Origin of the sequence: Clostridium sp. AF17-21AC, from assembly GCF_003461365.1 — a bacterium.
GTDB lineage: Bacteria > Bacillota > Clostridia > Lachnospirales > Lachnospiraceae > Coprococcus > Coprococcus ammoniilyticus.
Window position 1 is genome coordinate 53723 of sequence record NZ_QTWY01000004.1, and the last position, 22072, is coordinate 75794.

At 37.3% G+C, this 22072-nt stretch carries 16 protein-coding genes; 15 read left to right on the plus strand and 1 reads right to left on the minus strand.

Going from position 1 to position 22072, the window contains the following annotated elements; genetic code table 11:
• Positions 1–154: 154 nt before the first annotated feature.
• Entirely contained in the window at positions 155–595 is a 441-nt protein-coding gene (locus tag DWW85_RS07075; protein ID WP_117808169.1) for a helix-turn-helix transcriptional regulator, read from the minus strand.
• A gap of 575 nt (positions 596–1170) precedes the next feature.
• On the opposite strand from DWW85_RS07075, the gene DWW85_RS12925 reads away from it, so the two are divergent.
• The 15 genes from DWW85_RS12925 (at position 1171) to DWW85_RS07150 (ending at position 21940) form a co-directional block, all read left to right on the plus strand.
• A complete protein-coding gene (locus tag DWW85_RS12925) occupies positions 1171–1518 on the plus strand; it encodes an Arm DNA-binding domain-containing protein (RefSeq protein ID WP_242996083.1) in 348 nt (115 codons plus the stop codon).
• Positions 1519–1542: 24 nt separating this feature from the next.
• Complete coding sequence (locus tag DWW85_RS12930) at positions 1543–2220, plus strand: site-specific integrase (protein ID WP_242996085.1); 678 nt, start codon at positions 1543–1545, stop codon at positions 2218–2220.
• A gap of 74 nt (positions 2221–2294) precedes the next feature.
• Entirely contained in the window at positions 2295–2537 is a 243-nt protein-coding gene (locus tag DWW85_RS07090; RefSeq protein ID WP_117808170.1) for a DUF6061 family protein, read from the plus strand.
• A 620-nt stretch (positions 2538–3157) separates the two neighbouring features.
• Positions 3158–3379: a helix-turn-helix transcriptional regulator gene (locus DWW85_RS07095; RefSeq protein WP_117808344.1), complete on the plus strand. Its 222-nt coding sequence runs from the start codon at positions 3158–3160 to the stop codon at positions 3377–3379.
• A 1-nt stretch (position 3380) separates the two neighbouring features.
• Entirely contained in the window at positions 3381–4988 is a 1608-nt protein-coding gene (locus DWW85_RS07100; RefSeq protein WP_117808171.1) for an N-6 DNA methylase, read from the plus strand.
• Positions 4975–6120, plus strand: a complete 1146-nt coding sequence (locus tag DWW85_RS07105) for a restriction endonuclease subunit S (protein ID WP_117808172.1) — start codon at positions 4975–4977, stop codon at positions 6118–6120. Before DWW85_RS07100 ends, DWW85_RS07105 begins: the two co-directional genes overlap by 14 nt.
• Positions 6121–6123: 3 nt before the next feature.
• Positions 6124–9534 carry an HsdR family type I site-specific deoxyribonuclease gene (locus DWW85_RS07110; protein WP_117808173.1) on the plus strand — a complete coding sequence of 1137 codons (3411 nt, stop codon included), beginning with the start codon at positions 6124–6126 and terminating at the stop codon, positions 9532–9534.
• A gap of 161 nt (positions 9535–9695) precedes the next feature.
• Complete coding sequence (locus tag DWW85_RS07115; protein WP_181986528.1) at positions 9696–12707, plus strand: metallophosphoesterase; 3012 nt, start codon at positions 9696–9698, stop codon at positions 12705–12707.
• A gap of 125 nt (positions 12708–12832) precedes the next feature.
• On the plus strand, positions 12833–14332 hold the full coding sequence (locus DWW85_RS07120) for an ATP-binding protein (protein ID WP_117808175.1): 1500 nt from the start codon (positions 12833–12835) through the stop codon (positions 14330–14332).
• Between the two features lie 24 nt (positions 14333–14356).
• The gene (locus DWW85_RS07125) at positions 14357–16978 is read left to right on the plus strand and encodes a hypothetical protein (protein WP_181986529.1); all 2622 of its coding nucleotides are present in this window, start codon (positions 14357–14359) and stop codon (positions 16976–16978) included.
• A gap of 29 nt (positions 16979–17007) precedes the next feature.
• Positions 17008–18105: a toll/interleukin-1 receptor domain-containing protein gene (locus DWW85_RS07130; RefSeq protein WP_181986530.1), complete on the plus strand. Its 1098-nt coding sequence runs from the start codon at positions 17008–17010 to the stop codon at positions 18103–18105.
• A gap of 691 nt (positions 18106–18796) precedes the next feature.
• Positions 18797–19699, plus strand: coding sequence for an NAD-dependent epimerase/dehydratase family protein (locus DWW85_RS07135; protein ID WP_117808178.1), 903 nt, complete (start codon positions 18797–18799; stop codon positions 19697–19699).
• Between the two features lie 52 nt (positions 19700–19751).
• Positions 19752–20582, plus strand: a complete 831-nt coding sequence (locus tag DWW85_RS07140; RefSeq protein ID WP_181986531.1) for an RNA methyltransferase — start codon at positions 19752–19754, stop codon at positions 20580–20582.
• Between the two features lie 301 nt (positions 20583–20883).
• Positions 20884–21255, plus strand: a complete 372-nt coding sequence (locus tag DWW85_RS07145) for a CidA/LrgA family protein (RefSeq protein ID WP_117808180.1) — start codon at positions 20884–20886, stop codon at positions 21253–21255.
• Positions 21248–21940 (plus strand): LrgB family protein, encoded by a 693-nt coding sequence (locus DWW85_RS07150; RefSeq protein ID WP_117808181.1) that lies wholly within the window; start codon positions 21248–21250, stop codon positions 21938–21940. The genes DWW85_RS07145 and DWW85_RS07150 overlap by 8 nt, the downstream gene beginning before the upstream one ends.
• The last annotated feature ends 132 nt before the right edge of the window (positions 21941–22072 follow it).

Below are 22072 nucleotides of genomic sequence, written 5' to 3' on the forward strand. Positions count from 1 at the left end.
TTTGGTATTAGTGGCTTTTCTTATGTGGCGAATGCCACGACCGAGCCGTCAAGCGAGGTTGCATTTCTTAGAAAAGATTAACGAACATAGAAAATGCCCTTTTCAAGTTCTTCACTCAAAATGGGCTTGTGATACGCGTGTGATACACGGGTTTCTAATCTTTGGTGTGAGGCCAGTTAATCTTCCATTCAAAATACTCTTCTTTGGTAATTTTACCGGAGGCTAAGTCCTCTTTTTTCTTTTTCCAGGTATTCAGGAAATCATCCAACAAAGAATAATCAAAACCAACAGCGATATGTTTCTTGGTAGGGTCTTCGGGATTTGCAACTTCGTAGAGGGGCATATTGTAATGTTCATCCAATTCAAAGAGAGCATACATTACATCTTCCGCTGCGTAGAGGGAAGGCTCGTAGATGGAGCGGTAATTACAGTTTAGGGCTTTTGCCAGCTCTTGTATCATATCTTCCTTGGGTGTGCGGTTGCCGATTTCGTACTGACGGATTCGTACGTCGGATAAGCCAACAGCTTCGCCAAGCTGAGCTTGTGTCAGTTTACGGAAAGTTCTGATTCGTTTTATTCGTTCACCAATAGCCATCGTGTAACTCCTTCCAATTACATAGTAACAATATCGTTTCTGATAATACAATAACATAAATGTTACTGTATGGCAATAAAAAAGTCTACAATTCAGGACAGAATGCAGAGCCGTGGATATGGGAATGTAAACTCTATAAAAAGAAGTGTTTTTTATAAGTGATAAATATTTTTCGCTCATCTCTTGACAGAAACATATATGTTACTACACAATCAAAAACAAACAGTAACAATATAGTTACTAAGTAGATAACGGGAGGTGAGTGCCATGTGCAAGAACGTACATAAGTTTTAGTGGAAAGGAGGAAGGAGTATGACGAATCGCTATTTATCTGCAAAGGAAGTTGCAGAACTTCTGGGAGTTGCAGAATCAACCGCTTACGCAGTCATTCGTGGATGAAATAAGGAACTGAAAGCACTGGGGTATTTTACCAAGGCAGGTTCCGTTCCGAGAGCTTACTTTGAGAAGAAGTGCTACGGATATGGCGAAGCACAATAGATGAACTTTGATAACTGAATAAGCCATACCCGGAGTAATTCCGGGTGTGGCAGCTGCAAGAAAGAGAGGTAAAGAATATGCCGGTTTATAAGGACGAGAAACGAAACACCTGGTTTTGTAAGTGCAACTATAAGGATTGGCTTGGTGAGAGTAAATCCAAGATGAAACGCGGATTTGCTACCAAGAAGGATGCCCGGCAGTGGGAACGTGATTTTTTACAGAAACAGAGTGCAAGCATGGATATGAAGTTTGCTTCCTTTGTGGATGTGTACTTTGAGGATAAGGCACCGAGACTGAAGGAGCGTTCCATAATGACAAAGCGGACTCTATTTGAAACCAAAATCATACCTTACTTTGGTGAGAAACAGATGAATGAAATTACTGCTGTGGATATTATCAAGTGGCAGAATGCACTTTTGAATTAGGATTACAAGCCAACGTATCTGAGAATGATACAGAACCAGATCACAGCACTTTTTAACCACGCAGAGAAGTTTTATGATCTGAAGGACAATCCCTGCAAGAAGGTGGATAAAATGGGGCGTCCGAATGCGAAGGAGTTAAACTTCTGGACCAAGGATGAGTACGAACAGTTTATACAAGGTTTTAGTTCAGATGAGGAGATGTACCGGATTATCTTTCAGATGTTATTCTGGCTTGGATGCCGGGTAGGGGAGCTGCTGGCACTTACCAGCGAGGATATTGATTTTGAAAATGGAACGGTGAACATCTCCAATACTTATTACAGGAGAAATCAGACAGATTATATTACACCACCGAAGACCGAGAGTTTTAATCGTCAGATTACTATTCCGAAGTTCCTGGCAGAGGAGATGAAGGACTTTGTGGACAGACAATATGGATTGACACCAGAGGATCGAATCTTTCCTATCACGGACAGAGCAATTCAGAAAAAGATGAAGCAAAAGACGGAGCAGGCGAAACTAAAGCCTATCCGTGTGCATGATCTTCGTCATTCGCACATTGCTTTGCTTATAGAGAAGGAGATGCAACCATTGGTGATCGCCCAGAGGGTGGGACATGATTCCGTGAATACGACCATGAATATCTACGGACAACTTTATCCGAATAAGCAGAAGCAGGTGGCGGATTTGCTGAATGCATAGGCTACCGGGGAACCGGAAAGCAATTTGGTGGATATGGCAACAGAGATGCGGTTTCGAAAGGCAGGTGGCTGGTCATGAGAATGATAAGAGGATTTTACAACGAGCAGAATAATACGGTGAATGTGGTTCACTACGATACCAATCACATCATAAGTCTTGATTGTGGGAAGTGGGAGAGTGGTCTTCGGACCACCCCAAACTCCCAAGGACGGATGGATGCACTGGCGATAGATGCCCCGGTAGAGTATGTGAGGTTAATGCTTAGCGGGGAAATGCAGGTGTGGCTGGATGCGTTGGATGACTTGAGTGTATGGTAGAAAGATAAGTGGGAGTAGAACCGGCTGGAGAAATTCAGTCGGTTTTGCTATTTGCTGAAATGGTATTCCTATGTCGTAAAATGATGCAGATAAGTTTAGAGGTGTCTTTTGCCAGATACGCATTTTGGATATCCGGTGCAAAATGCTGTACTGGTTAGGGAAAAATCCCTAAAACCCATTGGATATACATAGGTGCTCCACTTTTTGGAGCACCTTTTGGAAAGTGACGCCAATAAATGGAGCACTTTTATAAAAGTGGCTCCAAAAAGTGACGCACTATCAGATGATAGATATTTTGATAATTTTATAGTGGCTCCACAATATGGAGCACCTTTTGAAAAATGACGTCAAAAAGTGGAGCTACTTTGATGATATGGCTCCAAAAAGTGGAGTACCTATATGAAAACGGGGTTTTAGGGGGCTTTGCCCCTTAAGCGGATGCACGAAGGGGGTTGTGGGCACAAAGTGTGTATCTGGCGAAGGACGGGAAGCGGTATAATGAGAGAAAGGGGAAATAGTGCCAGGTTGAATAAATCAACTTATAGTTGAAGATTGTTGCTGCAGATGATATAATACAAAGGGCATAGTAAATAGTTGTGATGTCACGAAAGGGTTTAATAATGGCAATCAGATACAACAAATTGTGGAAGAAATTAATAGATGAAAATATGATGAAAGTTGACCTTAGAGACCAGGCAGGAATTACAACAAATGCACTGGCAAAACTAGGGAAGAATGAACATGTAAGTACACAAGTTTTGGAAAAAGTATGTAATGTATTGCATTGTGAGATACAAGACATTATGGAATTCGTTCCAGATGAGGAAAGGAAAGAAAAGTAATATGGCTAAGAAGAAAACAGTTGAAAAAGCATTGAACATAGATAGTATTTTATTTAATTGTAGAGATTACTTACGTGCGGCACGTAACTCTGGCTCATTCTTTGAAAAAAGAGATATGATGCTTACACTTGTGTTCTTGAGATTTATTGGAGAAAAGTATGAAGATGGAATTGAAAAGTTGAAGCAAACACTTATAGAACAGGGATTAGACCCGGAAGATGAAAATATAAGAGCAGCCTTTTTTGATGATGCTACTTTCGCAGATGGAACATATAATTTACCACCAGAAGCAAGATGGTCGACAATTATTCATACACCAGCTCCGGGATTAAATGTTGCACTTGATACTGCTTTGCAAAGACTAGGGGAAGAAGATCCGTGGTTGAAAGGTTGTTTTGTGAAAGGAACATTTACGGCACGAAATCTTGCTGCCAATGATATAAAGAAAATAGTTGATGAAGTAAACAAAATCAGCCATAAGGCATTTGGTGAAGAAAAAGATCTTATCGGTCGTGTATACGAATACTTTCTTAAAGAATTTGCAGTAAATGCTACAAAAGAAGAGGGAGAATTTTATACACCGCATGACGTGGTTCAATTGATTGCAACTATGATTGAGCCTTATGATGGCACTTTATATGACCCTTGCTGTGGTTCGGGAGGTATGTTTATTCAGAGTGCTGAACTTGTAAAGTCAAAGCAGGGAAACTTAAATGGCATTAATATTTATGGTCAGGAAAAAGAACCAGCAACATATCGTCTTGCAAAAATGAATCTTGCACTTCGTGGTATTAGCCATAATCTTGGTGATGAAGCTGATTCTTCATTCACTCATGACTTGCATAAGGGATTGTATTTTAATTATATAATGGCAAATCCCCCATTTAACCTTAAAGGCTGGTATAACGACAATTTAAAAAATGACGCTCGTTGGGCAGACTATGTAACACCACCGGAAAGTAATGCTAACTATGCCTGGATTCTGCATATGCTTTCGCATTTGAAGAAAGCTGACGGAGTTGCCGGTTTTCTTCTTGCAAATGGTTCATTAAACGACAGTGATACTTTAGAAATTCGTAAAAAATTAATTCAGAAAGATAAGGTGGAAGCTATTATTGTTCTTCCTAGAGAATTGTTCATTACTACTGATATCAGTGTTACCCTTTGGATACTGAATCAAAATAAAAAAGGTGGTAAATATCACGGTAGAAATCTTCGTAATCATGAATATGAAATTCTTTTTATGGATTTACGTCAGTGGAGGGAAAACCCAGTTAAAGGCGAGAACAAAAAGAAGGTACGTTTGGTAACGGAGCAGATTGAAAGAGCAGCAGACATATACCATACATGGCAGAGCGAAGGCACTGATGGTACGAATTATGAAGTGCCTGAACTTTATCGTAGTGTGGGTATTGATGAGATTGAAAGCAAGGGATGGACACTTACTCCGAGCAAATATATAGAATTTATTGACCATGATTTGGATATAGATTATGAAAAGGAAATAGCTCGTATTCAGGCGGAAATGAAAGAAGTTTTGGCGCAGGAAAAGAAATCCCAGCAGATGCTGGAAGATGCATTTAGGGGGATTGGCTATGGGATTGACTAAATATAAACTTGGGAAACTGATTGAACAATGTGATAATCGAAATACTGATGAAGGATATACAGCTGATGATGTTAGAGGAATCTCGACAGGTAAGGAATTCATTGAAACTAAAGCTAATATGGATGGAGTTAGCTTAACATCGTATAAGATAGTTAAAGAGAATGAATTTGCTTATGTAGCAGATACCTCAAGGCGTGGTGATAAGATTGCTGTTGCATTTAATAGAAATGAAGGCAATATTTTGATTTCCTCAATATATACCGTTTTTTATGTAAGTAAGCCAGAATTACTCCTTTCCGACTATTTATTTATGTTTTTTAATCGTTCTGAATTTGATCGTTATTCACGATTTAATTCTTGGGGGTCTGCAAGAGAAACTTTTAGTTGGGAAGATATGTGTGATATGGAAGTTGACCTCCCACCGCTTTCAATTCAGCAAAAGTATGTAGATATCTACAATGCTATGCTTGCAAATCAGCAAAGTTATGAGCGTGGGTTGGAGGATTTGAAACTAGTTTGTGATGCGTATATTGACGACCTCAGAAAGAAACTATCACATAGAAAGTTGGGGAGTTATATTTCAATGTGTGAAAATAAAAATGATGACTTGGTATATGGAATTGATGCTGTACGGGGTGTTTCGATTGAAAAGAAATTCATTGATACAAAGGCGAATATGGAGGGGGTATCTCTTAAACCATATGAAATTGTTAATCCTAATGAATTTGCATATGTAACTGTAACTTCAAGAAATGGAGAAAAAATCTCTCTTGCTCGTAATAATAGTAACGAAGTTTATATCTGTTCTTCTTCTTATATTGTATTTAAAGTTAATGATACAAGAGAATTATTGCCAGAATATCTATCAATGTTATTTGAGCGTAGTGAGTTTAATCGTTATTCTCGTTTTAATTCATGGGGAAGTGCAAGAGAAACCTTTGATTGGGAAGAAATGTGTGATGTAAGAATTCCTGTTCCTGATATTGAAATACAACAGGATATTGTTAATATCTTTGAAGCATATAATACTCGCAAAGACATAAACGAAAAACTAAAAGCACAAATAAAAGATATCTGCCCGATTCTTATTAAGGGCTCTATTGAAGAGGCGAGAAAAACAAAGGAGGCGTAATCTATGGCAAGATTAAAAGAATATAATGGTCATTATTGTGAATCAGAATATGAATATGCCTTCATTGGATTTTTGGAGGCTGAGGATTGGATTTATTCTTCTGGTAACAATATCTCTCGCGTAACCAAAAGAGATGTGCTGATTGCTGATGATTTCAAGAAGTTTATATCCGATACCAATTCAGAATTAACAGAAGATGAGGTGACTCAGATTTTTGATAATGTTCGTCTTGTCGGAAGCGAAAGTGACTTTGCTACTTTACACAAGGTATATGGCTGGATGGTTGACGGGGTACAGTTTACACCGCAAGACGGACTGGCGAGAATGATACCTCTCATTGATTTTGAAAATTGGGACAAGAATATATTCCGTGTGGTAAATCAGTTTACAGTAGAATATACAAACAATGGTCAGAAAGAAAATCGTAGACCGGATGTACTCTTATTTGTTAATGGTATACCATTGTGCGTTATTGAATTGAAAAATCCTGCTGATGCAAATGCTACGGTTTATGATGCATGGGAGCAAATTAATATACGCTATTGGAGAGATATTCCACATCTTTTACATTACTGTCCTCTGGCTTGTATTTCTGACGGTGTTAAAACAAGACTTGGAACAGTTCGTACTCCTTATGAGCATTTTTATGCCTGGAGACGTGTGAATGATGGAGATACTGTATCTACTCTGCCTTTTGAAGAAACCGAAACAATGATAAAGGGTGTTTATGCACCTGAGCGATTCTTAGAGATTTTCAGAGATTATATTTATTTTCAAGATAGCATTTACGATAGTGACGAAGTTGAAATTGTATGTCGTTATCCACAGTTCTTTGCTGCAAGATTACTCAAGCAAAGTATTATTAATTCCGTTGTTCAAAAAAGCGGTAAAGGTGGAACATATTTTGGTGCGACAGGATGCGGAAAAACATACACTATGGCTTTTCTTGCCCGTCAGCTTGCACTTCGTTGTACAGATATACCGGAAATCGGGTCACCGACAATTATCCTGATTGTTGACCGGGATGAACTTCAAAAGCAGGGGGCAAAGCTTTTTACAAAGAGTATGGAATTTTTGAACCTTGGTGAAGTATCTGTTGTAAAAAATAGAGCACAGTTAAGACAGGAACTTGGGGCAAGGCAAAGTGGTGGTTTTTACATTTGCACAATTCAGAAGTTCTGCGACCGGGAAGATGACAAAATCGGTCTTATTAATAACCGACAGAATATTATATGTTTTTCTGATGAAGCACACAGAACTCAGCTTGAACATTCTAAGAAGATTCAGTTCAGCAAGGATGCTGATGAAAATATGAAAGCTATGGTTTCAAAGCCATACGCAAAGGTTTTGAAAGAAGCATTTCCACAGGCTACTTTTGTCGGATTTACCGGTACTCCTATTGCAGAGACATATCAGACCTTTGGTGACGAAATTGACCGATATACAATGGACCAGGCCGTTGCAGATGGTCTTACTGTTTCTATCAAATATCACCCTCGTATTGCAAAGGTTTTACTTGATAAGGTAAAAGCAAAAGAGATTGAAGATTACTATAAAAAATGTGCTGATGATGGTGCAACTTATGAGGATATCGAAGCAAGTAAAAAAGCAATGAGTTCTATGGAAGTAATTCTTGGGGAACCTTCCCGATTAGAACGTCTTGCTACAGATATCCATGACCACTATATTTCTTCCTGTGCAGGTGATCCGGACAGAATACAGAAAGCAATGGTTGTTTGTTCAAACAGAAAGATTGCATATGCGTTACTTCAGAAATTCAAGGATAAATATCCTGAATGGTTCGAAGAAAAAAAATCACCTGATGGAGTTTCTGTAACCGAAGAAGAATTGAAAGAATTGAAGCCAATGCCATTTATCGCAATGGTGTCTAGTGTCGGTAGTAACGATGAAGAAGATATGTATAATTATTTGGGCGGAGTTAAAAATGATAAGCGTTCTGAAGAACTTGACGCTGCTTTTAAACAGGAAAAATCAAACTTCCATATCGTTATTGTCGTAGATATGTGGATTACAGGCTTTGACGTTCCTTGTCTTACATACTTATATAACGACAAGCCTCTTAAGAAGCATTTGTTGATACAGACAATTAGCCGTGTAAACAGAAAATATCCTGAAAAAGAATTTGGTATGGTAATCGACTATATCGGCATTCGCGACAATATGCGTGAAGCAATGAAGGTTTATGGTGGAGATACTTCTGTTGCCCCTACATCTGATGATGTTGAACAGGCTACATCAGTGTTCAGAGAAGAGTTAGAAATTATAAAAACACTGTTTAGTGATTATGATTTATCACCTTTCTTAAATCCAAATTGTGATCCTATCGAGCGATACAGACTTCTTGCTAAAGCTGCCGAATATGTGTTTGCATCAACGCAGGAATTACAAACAGAAGGAAACAAGGGCTCTCAGAAGGTTTCATTTAAAACCTACTTCTTAAAAACAGTAAAACGAATGAGAAGTGCTTTTGATATCTGCCAGCCTTCCGGTAATCTTGGTGAAGAAGAATCTGCACTTGCACAATGCTTTATGGCTATAGCTGGTTTTGTTCGTAAAATGAGTGGAACAAGTGAAGTGGATACAGATACCATGAATCGTGCAGTTTCCAAAATGGTTGAAGAAGCATTGAAATACAATCAGGTGGAAAGTGTTCTTGAAAGTGGCGAGGAAGAAGATATCTTTTCACCAGAATACTTTGAAAAATTATCTGATGTCAAAATGCCTGCGACCAAGTTAGAACTTCTTATAAAAATGCTTCGTAAGCAGATTAAGGAATACGGAAAAGTGAATCAGTTAGCTGCAAAATCATTCCAAGAAATGCTGGAAAAGACTATCGCGGAGTATCATGAAAGACGTAAACATCTTACAGCAGAAGAAGCTGGAGAAGCACAGGAAAAGGCATCTGAGGATATTATTAGGATTGCCACGGAACAGGCGTTAGCCATTCTTCGTCAAATGAACGAGAACAGAGAAAGTTTTCGTAAAATCGGTTTAACCTTCGAAGAAAAAGCGTTCTATGATATTTTGATTTCACTGCGTGACCAATATAACTTTGTGTACGGAACAGATAAAGAGGTAGACGGTGTTGTAGTAAATGATAAATGTAAAGCATTAGCTAAGAAGATAAAAGATATTATTGACACAAAATCCTCATTTGCTGATTGGCTCAATAATCAGAATGTTCGTAACCAATTAAAACTTGATATAAAAATCTGCTTGGTGAAGAATGGTTATCCACCACAGTATAGCCCGGAAGTATTCAACAAAGTTATGGAACAGGTGGAGAATTTTGAGGAGTATTCAGAACATAAAGTAATTTCATATTATGATAGTGAGCCACAACCCATGATGATGGTGGCAGAAGATTCTGTAAAGTACGGGAAAGATAGTTAATTATAACACATAGAAGATTACCATAGTTGAATTTATAGAAGACTATATGTAGAATCCATATTTGCTTTTGTAGTTGCATAAGATGTTTGCAACGAATGGGCAGATTATGCTTTCGTATATACATTACTAGTAATATTATAGATTACGAGGGAGGAAAATGGATGAAACTTCAATTGATACATTTGAGTGATATGCACTTTTCGAAAAAAACAGATCCTTTTGAAATTAATATAGATAAAATGATGCAAGCAATGAATACAATCGATGATGCAGATGAATGTATTCTTGTTGTATCGGGTGATTTGGCTGCATCAGGGCATTATAATGAATATAGATATGTAAGTAGTTTAGTGGGTGCCATTTCCAAAACTGTACGTGAAGAGAAAATGAGCGGTAAGCATATAGAAATGATATGTGTACCGGGTAATCATGATATTTTCTTTCCTAAAATAGGTGATGTTGAAAGTTTAGAAGGAGACATGAATGCGTTAATAAGGAGATATTTGTCGTGCATGGATGGTTTCTTCGGTTTTGCACAACGCAAAAAATGCTTTCTGGATGATAAAATAGTATCTAAAAGGGTATTTACATATGAGGATAAGAAGGTAGGCTTTGTAATGTTGAATACAGCACCATTATCAATGTTGGGTGGCAATGCCGAAGATATGGGGCGACACTATCTGTCAGATGAACAGATAGATAAGATTGAAAGCGCAACGGAAGCAGATGTAAATGTCTTAGTAATGCATCATAGTATAGAATGGTTTAACAGCTCATGTAAAGATAAACTAAGGAAAATAATATCAAAAAAGTATTCACTTGTTTTGACTGGTCATGAGCATGAGCCGGTAGGTGAAAGTCGTAATATAAATGGGGCTGGAGAGATTCAATATGTACAAGGTAATGCTTTGCACGGTTATGCTACAGAGGGAAATGGCTTTTGTGTAGTTGATTTGGATTTTAATAGTGGAAAAATGACGGGACACTCTTTGTTATGGAATGAGTCATTTTATGTACCTAAAAAAATACTGGATGCACCAATAAAGGATTGTATTGGTAGAGTTTTTACAGTAAAAAGAGAGTTTGTTGAATCTCTTAATATAGATAACAGTAAGAGAAAAATAGATGATTATTACGTATTTCCAAGCCTTACATATAATACTTGTAGGGAAAATGAAGAAGTAGAAAAACATGATGTTGAAACTGAAAATGATCTAATGGAAGTTATTGAAAAATATAACAAAATTGTAATTTCCGGTGAACATAAAGCAGGTAAAACTCTGCTAGCAAAAAGGCTGTTTAGATCTTTCTTAAGTCAAGGAAAAACACCACTGTTACTTACTGCTAGTGATGTTAATAAGAAAAAAATAGACAGAACAGTTGAATATGCATTTTATGAACAATATGATAGCGAGAATGATGCATATGAATTGTTTAAACAGATTCACAAAAGTAATAAAGTTGTTCTGTTAGATGAGGCAAATCTCATACCGAAAAATATATTGGATATCTTGCTGAAGTTTTTAGATAACAATTTTGAGAAAATTGTTGTGTTTAGCGAAGAAAAAATGGAATTGGATATAAAAAAGCAAGTAGTAGATATGATGATTGAGCCCGACACTCTAAATATGGTGATTAAACCATTCTTGTATGTTAAAAGAAAAAAACTTATAAGCAATATTTTGTCTTGTGATAAGAATACTGAAAGAGATGTAGATAAAGAAACTCATAAAATCAATGAACTTATTAACGCACAGATTAAATATTTTAATTTGGATCCTGAGTTCATAATTAATTTTGTTAATCAATATGAAAGAGACTATAGGTTTCAGTTTTCATCTGGCTTAAATGTATTTAATATAGTTTACGAGAGTTCAATACGTAATCGCATTATTGCTAATTCCGAGAATGTTGATCCAACAATAGTAATAAATGTTTTGCGAGAACTTGCTTTTTATATGCATTTTGGCAAAAAGAATTATGTAGGAATAGACGAAATAACAAATGTTGTTGAAACTTATAAGAAGAACTATCGACAGAAGGTTAATATACGTTTTTTTATAGATGCTACAATTAGAGCCAAGATATTAGTTGACGTTGATGACGAAATACGATTTAAAGATCATACATTAGTTGCTTATTTTGTGGCACAAGCATTAAATCAAAAATATCATCAAGACGAAGATATAAATGATTATTTGGATTATCTTTTGAAGAATTTATGCTTTAGCATTAATAGTGATATTGTATTATTTTTGGCACTTATAACTAATAATCCGAAGTTTATTAATGTTATCATTAATGGAGCAATAAAACATTTTGAAAAAAAAGAAGAATTATCTTTTGATGCAGAAAATATAAAGTTTTTATTGGATACAACTATTCCGGTAAAGAATAGTTTGCCTAATGAAGAGGAAAGAAAGCAAAGAGATGAGGTCTTAGCAAAACAAGAAGAGGATGCTAAATTTTCAGATTTGATTGAATTAGTGAACGAATATGATTATTCAGAAGAAGATTTGTTAAAGATAGAAAATCAAATTATGATATCTTTCAAATACTTGGAAATTTTATCAAAAACACTGCCAGCTTTTTGTCAAAATATGAAGGTGGAACAACAGGATGTGTTAGTTTCGTTGATATATAGATGTCCTAATCAATTTTTATTTGACGTACTTAAAGATATAGGCGATAACTTTGAGGCATTTTGCAATGAAGTTTATGAAGATATTTCTGCTTTGCGTCAAGAAAAAAATATAGCAGAAGTCAACATCAATAGTGTAAAGCATATGATTGAACAAATATCGGCGGTGTTGGTAATGGCATTATATCAGGTTGTGGCAGCAACTTCATCTTCTGAACAAACGATTACTGCGTTGAATGAATTTAACTATAATTCAAACTCTAATTATAAATTACAGAACCTAATGATGATTTCGCGTGTTGCAGATGTAACAACATTTTCGAGACGAGCACAGGAACTGAATAGGGAATTAGAGAATAAGATTGAGAAATCTATAATTAAGTATACTGTAAGAGAGTATCTGTTAAGAAATAATGTGGAAATATACGGTGAGGCTCAATCTTTAATTGATTGCTTTTTTGGCGGACAGACAAGTCAAAAATTAAAAATGGAAATTGCTAAGAAACGTATTATAGAAAAAGACCGCACTTAGGGCTTTTGACCATTGTAGATAAAGCCCAACTACAATGGTGTTCTGTATAAATGCGGTCTGTATAGTATATGCAATGTAGTATATTTTAAGACTAGATTAATATTATAGAAAGTGAGATGAGCATTTTGGAGAATACTTTTGACCTTTCACAATTTGATGAATATAGAGAAGACAACAGAAGAGAAGTAAAGAAAGCAAATGGTGGTTTACCAACATCTTTGTGGGACACATATTCTTCCTTTGCGAACTGCTATGGTGGCGTCATTATTCTTGGTGTCAAAGAAAACAAAGATGGTAGTTGGAAAACTACCGGTCTCAAAAATCCATCCAAGCTTCGCAAGGAATTTTGGGATAATATGAACAATCCCAAGAAGGTAAGTATAAATCTTCTGTCCGAAGATGATGTGCAGACCTATGAAGTCGGTGACAACAAAGATGTCATTATGGTTATTTATGTGCCTATGGCAAAGCGTGAGCAGAAGCCGGTGTACATCAATAATGACATTTTTAATGGTACTTTCCGCCGCAATTATGAGGGCGATTATCATTGTACCAGATTGCAGGTAAAGACCATGCTCCGTGACCAGACCGAGCGCACCATGGATATGGAAGTGCTTGATAAGGTTCCGATGGAAGATATGAATTACGATACCATTCATGGATATCGCAACAGTCATCGTTCTTTAAAAGAAGGACATCCTTTTGAACGACTGAGCGACCATGAGTATTTAAGAAGCATTGGCGCGGCTGCTATTTCAGAGGAAGACGGAAAGTTGCATCCTACGGCAGCAGGTATGCTGATGTTTGGGGATGAGTATAACATTGTACGTCACTTCCCAGAGTATTTCTTGGATTACAGAGAAGAATTAGATCCTACAACACGTTGGAGTGACAGATTACAGTCCAGTTCCGGCGAATGGTCCGGAAATGTGTGTGATTTTTATTTCCGGGTTTATAACAAGATTATCAAAGATGTTAAGGTGCCATTTAAAATGTCTGGTGGTGAGCGTATTGACGATACTCCAGTGCACAAGGCACTACGTGAAGCCTTGGCAAACTGCCTTATTAATGCAGATTATCATGGTTTACGAGGTGTTGTAATCCGTAAAGAACCGGACAAGCTGGTTTTGGCAAATCCAGGTTATGTCAGAACGGGTAAAAAGCAGATGCGTCTTGGCGGCGAATCCGATCCTCGAAATAAGGCTCTTATGAAAATGTTTAATCTTATCAATATCGGTGAACGTGCCGGAAGTGGTGTACCGAATATTTTTAATGTTTGGGCAGATGAAGGCTGGGAAGAACCGGTAATTGAAGAGAGATTTGATCCGGACAGAACGATACTGTCGCTTCCTTTTGTAAAAAAAGTGGCAGAAAAAAGTGGCGGAAAAAAAGTGGCGAAAAAAAGTGGCGAAAAAAAAGTGACGAAAAAAACACAGGAAAAATACGATGCTATTTTGAATGCTATGCAGCCTGATAAGTGGTATAAAGCTTATGAATTCGAAAGTATTGCAGGTGTTAAGGAATCAAGAATTAAAGTACTGCTTAAGGATATGACGGAACAGGGACTGATTGAGAGTACCGGTAGTACGAAAGGTAAGATGTATAAAAAAATTAATGCGAATTAATATAAGGTATTGGAGATGGTACAAATGAGTGAAATTGTAGGCAGAGAGTTGAAACGTTGGTCGGAAACATTAGAAGAACTGAATGAATACGATATAACATTGGTCAACATTTTACTAAAACATTATGAAACTCTTATAGAAGCTGGCGGGACTGCTGGTGGTAAAAGAGCTAATAAATTTGTGGAGTATATCCGTGAGAAGCAAGGCGTATGTGATAAAACTATTGAGACTTTATCATTTGGATCGGAAATGAATACAAAGAAGATAAAGAAATTAAATGGCTTAGAAGTAGATTCATTTAGAGGTTTTTCAGTGAGTCGAACATTTAATCTTGATAAGCAGTATGTATTCCTTTATGGACCTAATGGTTCTGGAAAATCCAGTTTTAGTGAAGCTTTGGAATACAGTTTGCTTGGTGTTATTGAAGAAGCAGATGCAAATAAAATTAAACTATCTACTTACATCAAAAATACTGCGACTAAAAAAGGAAAAAAGCCTACGATTACTTGTACATATGAGGATGGCTCGGAAGACGAAGCCATAATTGATTATGATGCATACAGATTCGCATTTGTAGAAAAAAATGGAATTGCTGATTTTTCTCATATTAGTGTATTGAATTCTAAGAATCAGAGTGAGAGAATAGCTGCTTTATTTGGACTATCAGCCTTTAACGAGTTTGTACATGGGTTCACGACAAATTTTGATGAGAAATATTTAACAACAAGTTCTGTTACGGAGAAACTATTTGAAGAAAAAAAGCTATCGAGAGATTCTAAAGAAAAACAACTTCAAGAAAGCAAAGATGAATTAAATAGAATTAGAGATTTGCTTGTAGAAGAAATTGCAAAACTTAAAAAACGGGAAATAACAGAGGTTGACAGTGCGTTAGATTATCTTGAGAATCCCACGACAGGTATTTTGACTGTAAAAATTGCAGAGCGAGATAAACAGTATGTTACTCCAATACCGGTAGAACATATTGAAAGCTTTATAAATTATATTTTAAAATTGCAGAAAAATCTTAAAATTGTTGATGAAAATAGAAACAAATTATCGGATATGGCTCTGCAGGTAAATTATAAAAATTTGTATGAGATTATATCTGAATTGGAAGAAACAACGAATTGTCCTGCTTGTGGAACGAATTTGGCTAATGCTGAAAGAAATCCATATGAATATGCTAAAGAGCAGTTAAAAACATTTACTGAAATAGAACTGATACAGAAAAAAATCAATGATGCCGCTCAAAATGCTAGGGAGAACATTCGTGAGATATTAGATTTTATTTCGGGAAATCAAGAATTTTTTAAACTATTACAAATAAAAACAGACAATATGGTTTCCGTAGAATTGGAAGATATTCGAATGTATGTGGATACTGTGAGTAAGTGGTTTGAATTTTGTGAAGAATTAAAGGGATTTGACAAGATAGTTGCCCGAAACAAAATAGAAGAATACAATAAGGCGGCAAACAAATCAAATTCTGAATATGATCAACAAGTTGCAAAGCTTAGTGCTGTAAGAAATGCACTTGTGACATTAAAAACTCAGATGAATGAAAAGGAGCAGATAATAAAGAGATGCCAAAAAGAGATTAAGGAGTTTGATGAACAAAGCGAGGATACAATAAAGAAAATTCACGAAGAAAAAAGAATTTGTGAATTTAATGCAAAAATTATAGAGGCTTATAATAAGATAATAGGTAGTCTGATTGATTATAATAATGAGTTACCGAGACAGATAGCACAGGATTTAGAACAGAGAATTGTCGATTATTATAATACGATCAATCAAGATGATGCAGATTTTGAAAAGATAGAGGAATTGATTTTACCTGATGCAACCTCTGACAAGATGTATATCACTTTTGCCGATGGTAGCACATCGGAGGCATTACAAGTTTTAAGCGAGGGGCATATCAAAATTTTAGGTCTGTCAATTCTTTTGGCTAAAGCCGTGCATGATAATCTGAATTTTATTATATTCGATGATATTGTAAATGCCATTGATGATGATCATAGAAATGGTGTAGCGGATTTGTTGATGAATCATGCCGATTTTGCAAATACACAGATTATATTGTCTACACACGGAGACCAATTCATTTTTAAATTGCAAGATAAGTTAGGTCAAAAGAGAGTAAAAGAAAATGCTATTGTGTATAAATTTATTCCGGCAGATTCATTAGAGGAACGAGGTGTAATAGTAGAATACTCTGATTCAAAAACGCCATTGATGGCTGCGGAGGATAAGTACAATAAAAATGAAACAAAAGATGCTGCTTCAAAATGTCGACAAGCAATGGAGTGTATTTCATATAATCTGTGGAATTTAATTGCTAAATCCTCAGATGCGACGATATCTGTAGGGATGAGAAGTCCCAAGAGTTTACCAGATTTAAGTTCTATAGTGGATGGTCTGATTAAGAAAACTGGTAAGATAAAAGGTATGGAAGACATTAATGCAGAACTCAAGAGTCTTAAAGAAGCTGGGAATTGGCGCGTCCTGAACAAAGGAACCCATTTCGAAGATGAACAAAAGGAGTTCGAACGTGCTGATATAAAGTGCGTTTATGACCATTTGGTTAAGTTAGATGATATGATTAGAAATATGAAGATTGTAAATAGCGCTGAGACAAAATGAAGTTCAATAGAGATTTGGAGGTGAGAGTAATGGCACAACAAGAGAACCCTATTGTTTTTATAAGTTATTCACAAGATTCATTATCATTTGCAGATCAAGTATTTTCTTTTGCTAACAAATTGAGAAGAGAAGGAATTGATGCTATTCTGGATCAGTATGAAGAGGCTCCTTCTGAAGGTTGGCCAAGATGGATGGAAAATAGTATAAATAGAGCCGACTATGTTATAGTGATTGGTTCAAAAGGATATTATAATAAAATATATGGAAATGTAGAACTGGGAAAAGGTCGGGGTGTTAAATGGGAAGGAAATCTCATTTATCAGAAATTATATATGTCGGATACAATGAACGACAAATATATTCCGGTTGTTTTTGATGAGAGAGACTTGGAGTATATTCCAACTCCGCTTCAGGGAAGCACTTATTATAATATTAGCAACGAGGATGGATATGATAGATTATATTGGAGATTGAGAGGCATTAATACGAAAGAAAAACCGCCGCTTGGAAAATTGAGACCATTGCCAGAAAAAGAAAGAAAAAATTTATTTATCACTTCGATGATAGATATTGAGGCGTGGAATAAAGCAGTTTGGCGTGGGGCAGGTTTTGTATTAGGATATATGCCGTTGCCGGCGTTGCTTTTGCCGTTTGTTAACGAAAAATATGCAATTAAGATTTTTGAAGATTGGATAAAGATAATAGGAAGAGATGATAAAAAAGAAGATATAAGGATTGCATTGGTAGAAGGAGATGTACCGGGGGAGGCATCAGGATATTACGTAGTGGTTGGAAATAATATTGATGAAGCTATGAAGCGAGCTGAAAAAGGTGGTTTTTCTGCGGACGAGACGATGATACTTAACGTATCTCGTATAATTCGTGCAAATCCTAGGGATAATTTCCAATCATTTAATTACTTTAAAGAGGCATATTATCAATATGGAGAATATATGTTAATGCCTGCTGTATTGAATGAAAAGACTGGAGAAATCAAACCACTTCCGCATTATGGAATACATAAAAAGCAGTTGGTTTATAGGCATATTTCAGACATAACAGAAAATGATCAGGATGCCATATTACTTCAGAAGAATAAGCCGTTTTCACCATATAAGCCAAAGTAGGTTTTAGTAAGTGAAAGTTCTGGTTAAAGTATTTTAAGTAAAGATACACACAATAGGCTTTCGTGTGTACTTTTTCTCAAATTTGTACCACACTGTGTATCGTGGCACTGGTGCCGTATGCTAAAACGTATCCCACCGCGCTATGATACACAAAAACGTGTATCTCGTCCCCTAAAATGTGTATCACAACCCTGATTTAGTCAAAAATCCCAATTTACATTCCGGTTCGCCCATGTTATATTATTGCTTAGGTGGACGGAAAATAGCGGATTATCGTGATACGAATCTGCAACATTTCCCTCGGAAAAAATAAAAATAATAGGTGAAATACCCATAAAATGAGTCACAAAATGGCAAAAATCGTAATATATAAGCTTCTAAATACGACCAAATCAGACCGTGAAGGTGGACGTACTGTAGGATCAGGACGTGTTGCTACTATCATTGAGTAATCTACGCGTAAGTAACGAGAAGATTAGATAAATAAAAAATATCCGGAGAGTGTTTACACTCTTCCGGGTATTTTTTTGTTTATCTATAAGCGGCGACTTCCACCAACTTGACTATTTGAAAGTGTAGTCCGAATATTTGCATCAATGTTGACAGTCGAATTACCGGTATGTTACTTTGTAGATGCAAACAATTGGGTGGGCTTATAAGCAAGCCCTGTGCAGCAGAAAAGGAGATATCAATGAAGAAAATCTTGATTACCGGTGGAACCACATTTGTCAGTAAGTATGCAGCAAAGTATTTTGTAGAGCATGGATATGATGTCTATGTAGTGAACCGTAATTCAAAACCGCAGGTTAAGGGCGTGACGCTGATTGAAAGCGACAGGCATAATTTAGGGGATAAGCTGAAGAATCTGCATTTTGATGTTGTTGCCGACATAACCGCTTATGATGCACAAGACATAATTGATTTACATAATTCGCTGGACTCTTTTGATCAATATATAATGATTAGTTCCAGTGCGGTATATCCGGAGTATGGTGTACAGCCATTTCCTGAGGATTCTGAAAGAGCAGTAAATAAATTCTGGGGAAAATATGGAACAGATAAGATCGAAGCAGAAAATGCACTGTTGGAGAGAGTCCCGGATGCTTATATTTTAAGACCGCCATATTTATATGGTTCTATGGACAACGTCTATCGGGAGGCGTTTGTATTTGACTGTGCAATGGCAGACAGAAAATTTTATTTGCCGGAAGACGGTGAGATGAAATTACAGTTTTTCCATGTGGAAGATTTGTGCAGGCTGATGGAAGTATTAATTACAAAGCGCCCAACTGATCATATCTTAAATGTCGGAAATGAAAATGCAATATCGATAAGAGACTGGGTTATCAAATGTTATGCCTGCTTTGATAAAGTACCGGAATTCGTATCGGTACCGGAAACAGTAGAGCAGAGAAATTATTTCAGCTTTTATAATTATGAATACTGTCTTGATGTGACCCGGCAGAAGAAGATATATCCGGAGACGATGTCAATGGATGCCGGGTTACAGGAGGCTGCAAATTGGTATATAGAGCATGAAGGTGAGGTAAACAAGAAGCCATATTGGGAGTATATTGATACCAATTTGGTATAAAGGTAATTGACATAAAAAGGTGACAAGCGTGTGTATCAGGAAGGGAATTACGATGGAGATAATAGAAGTAACGGATCTGAATCGACCGGAACTGACGGTTTATGCGGAGCTTTCGGAACGGCAGCTTGCAACAATTTATGAACCGGAGGAAGGATTGTTTATTACCGAGAGTCCGAAGGTGATCGAGCGGGCATTAGATGGTGGATATGAACCGGTGTCTTTTCTGGCAGAAAAGGGACAGCTTGCAGAGGCCGAGGAGATTCTGGATCGGATGGAGGATGTTCCAATCTATGTTGCACCGGATGAGATATTGACGAAGCTTACCGGTTATCATCTGACAAGAGGACTCTGGTGTGCGATGCGCCGCAGGACATTGCCAACGATAGAGGAGGTATGTCAGGGAGCGAAGCGGATCGCTATTTTGGAAGAAGTGGTCAATCCGACAAATGTGGGAGCATTGTTCCGCTGTGCCGCAGCACTTGGTATGGATGCAGTGATATTGACCGGTGGCTGCAGTGATCCTCTTTACAGACGTGCAAGTCGTGTGAGTATGGGAACAGTATTCCAGATTCCGTGGACAATGTTGTCAAAGAAGGATGGTGTCTGGCCGGAGCAGGCAATGAATACATTGAAAGAAATGGGCTTTAAGACGGCGGCAATGGCACTCCGAGAAGATAGTGTAGGAATTGATGATCCGCAGTTAAATAGTGAGGAAAAGCTTGTAATTGTGCTCGGTACAGAGGGCGATGGGCTGGCCGGAGATACGATAGCTGACTGCGATTATATGGTTATGATTCCGATGGCACATGGCGTAGATTCACTTAACGTAGCGGCGGCAGGAGCGGTAGCTTTCTGGCAGCTGGGACATCAGCGGCAGGAGTAGTATCCGTTTGTAAAGATTGTGCGTCGACGGCAGGAAAGGGTGGTCTTCTGGCAGTTGAGATACCGCTGACAGGAATAAATAGTATTCATCTGGAAAGTTATAGCATCAGTCGCAGAAAGGAGCAGCCCGCAAGAAAACATGCTGGGAATATATTGATGCCGATTTGGTAAAATAATAAATTGACAAATAATAAGATGGCAGTATAATGATTGGTAGCACTGAATTGGTGCTACCAATTTCTTTTATATGAAAAAGTATAGTTCAAACGAAAAAGGATAAAAAATGTAGAGAGGATATTTGAATGAAGTATATTAGACAGTTTTTAATCATTCTTGCAATTTCATTTATCGGGGAACTGCTCAAATATGTATTACCTTTGCCGATTCCTGCCAGTATTTATGGAATGGCGATTTTATTTGTATGCCTGATGACTGGATGGATCAAGTTAGAAGCAGTGAAGGAGACAGGCAAATTTTTAATTGAGATCATGCCATTGATGTTCATTCCTGCCGGTGTTGGTCTGTTGGTTAGCTGGGGAACGCTGAAGCCGGTGCTGATTCCGGTATGTGTGATCACGGTCGTTACAATCATTACGGTTATGGCAATGACAGGCAGACTGTCACAGTGGATCATCAGAAAGGATAGGAAGAAAGAGGAACAAGAGGATGCATGATTTTTTTGAAAACTCCCTGTTTGCGGGAGTTACACTTAGCCTGATCTCATATTTGATCGGGTCAATATTAAAGAAAAAATTCAAACTGGGAATATTTAATCCGTTGCTGATCTCGATTGTAGTTACCATCCTGGTACTGGTTGTGAGCAGGGTGGATTATGATACTTATAATGAGGGCGCCCAATATTTAAGCTGGCTGTTGACCCCTGCAACTGTATGCCTAGCGATCCCACTCTATGAACAGTGGGAACTGCTGAAGCATAACTGTAAGGCGGTTATGGCAGGTCTTGTTGCCGGTGTGGTGACAAGTCTTTGTACGGTGTTTGTATTGTCAAAGATCATGGGACTTACACATGAGGAGTATGTAACGATGCTTCCGAAGTCTATTACGACTGCGATCGGTATGGGTGTTTCAGAAGAACTGGGTGGATATGTAACGATTACGGTTGCGGTTATTATCGTAACGGGTGTTCTTGGAAATATATTTGGTGAATTAGTGTGCAAGATTTTTCGAATCACCGAACCGATATCAAAGGGCCTGGCATTTGGATCTGCATCTCATGCGATCGGAACGGCAAAGGCGATCGAGATCGGTGAAGTGGAAGGTGCAATGAGCAGTCTGGCGATTGCGGTTTCCGGTATTCTTACGGTTGTGCTTTCGTCGTTATTTGCGCATTTTATGTAAATATATATGCTGCTTATAAAATGCAAGGATTTATTTCGAATTTACAGATCGGATATAGAAATAATGAAGTTAGTTGATAATCTCATAGGCGGGTATCCGCTGGTAGCGGATATCAAAATATAGAAATAACGA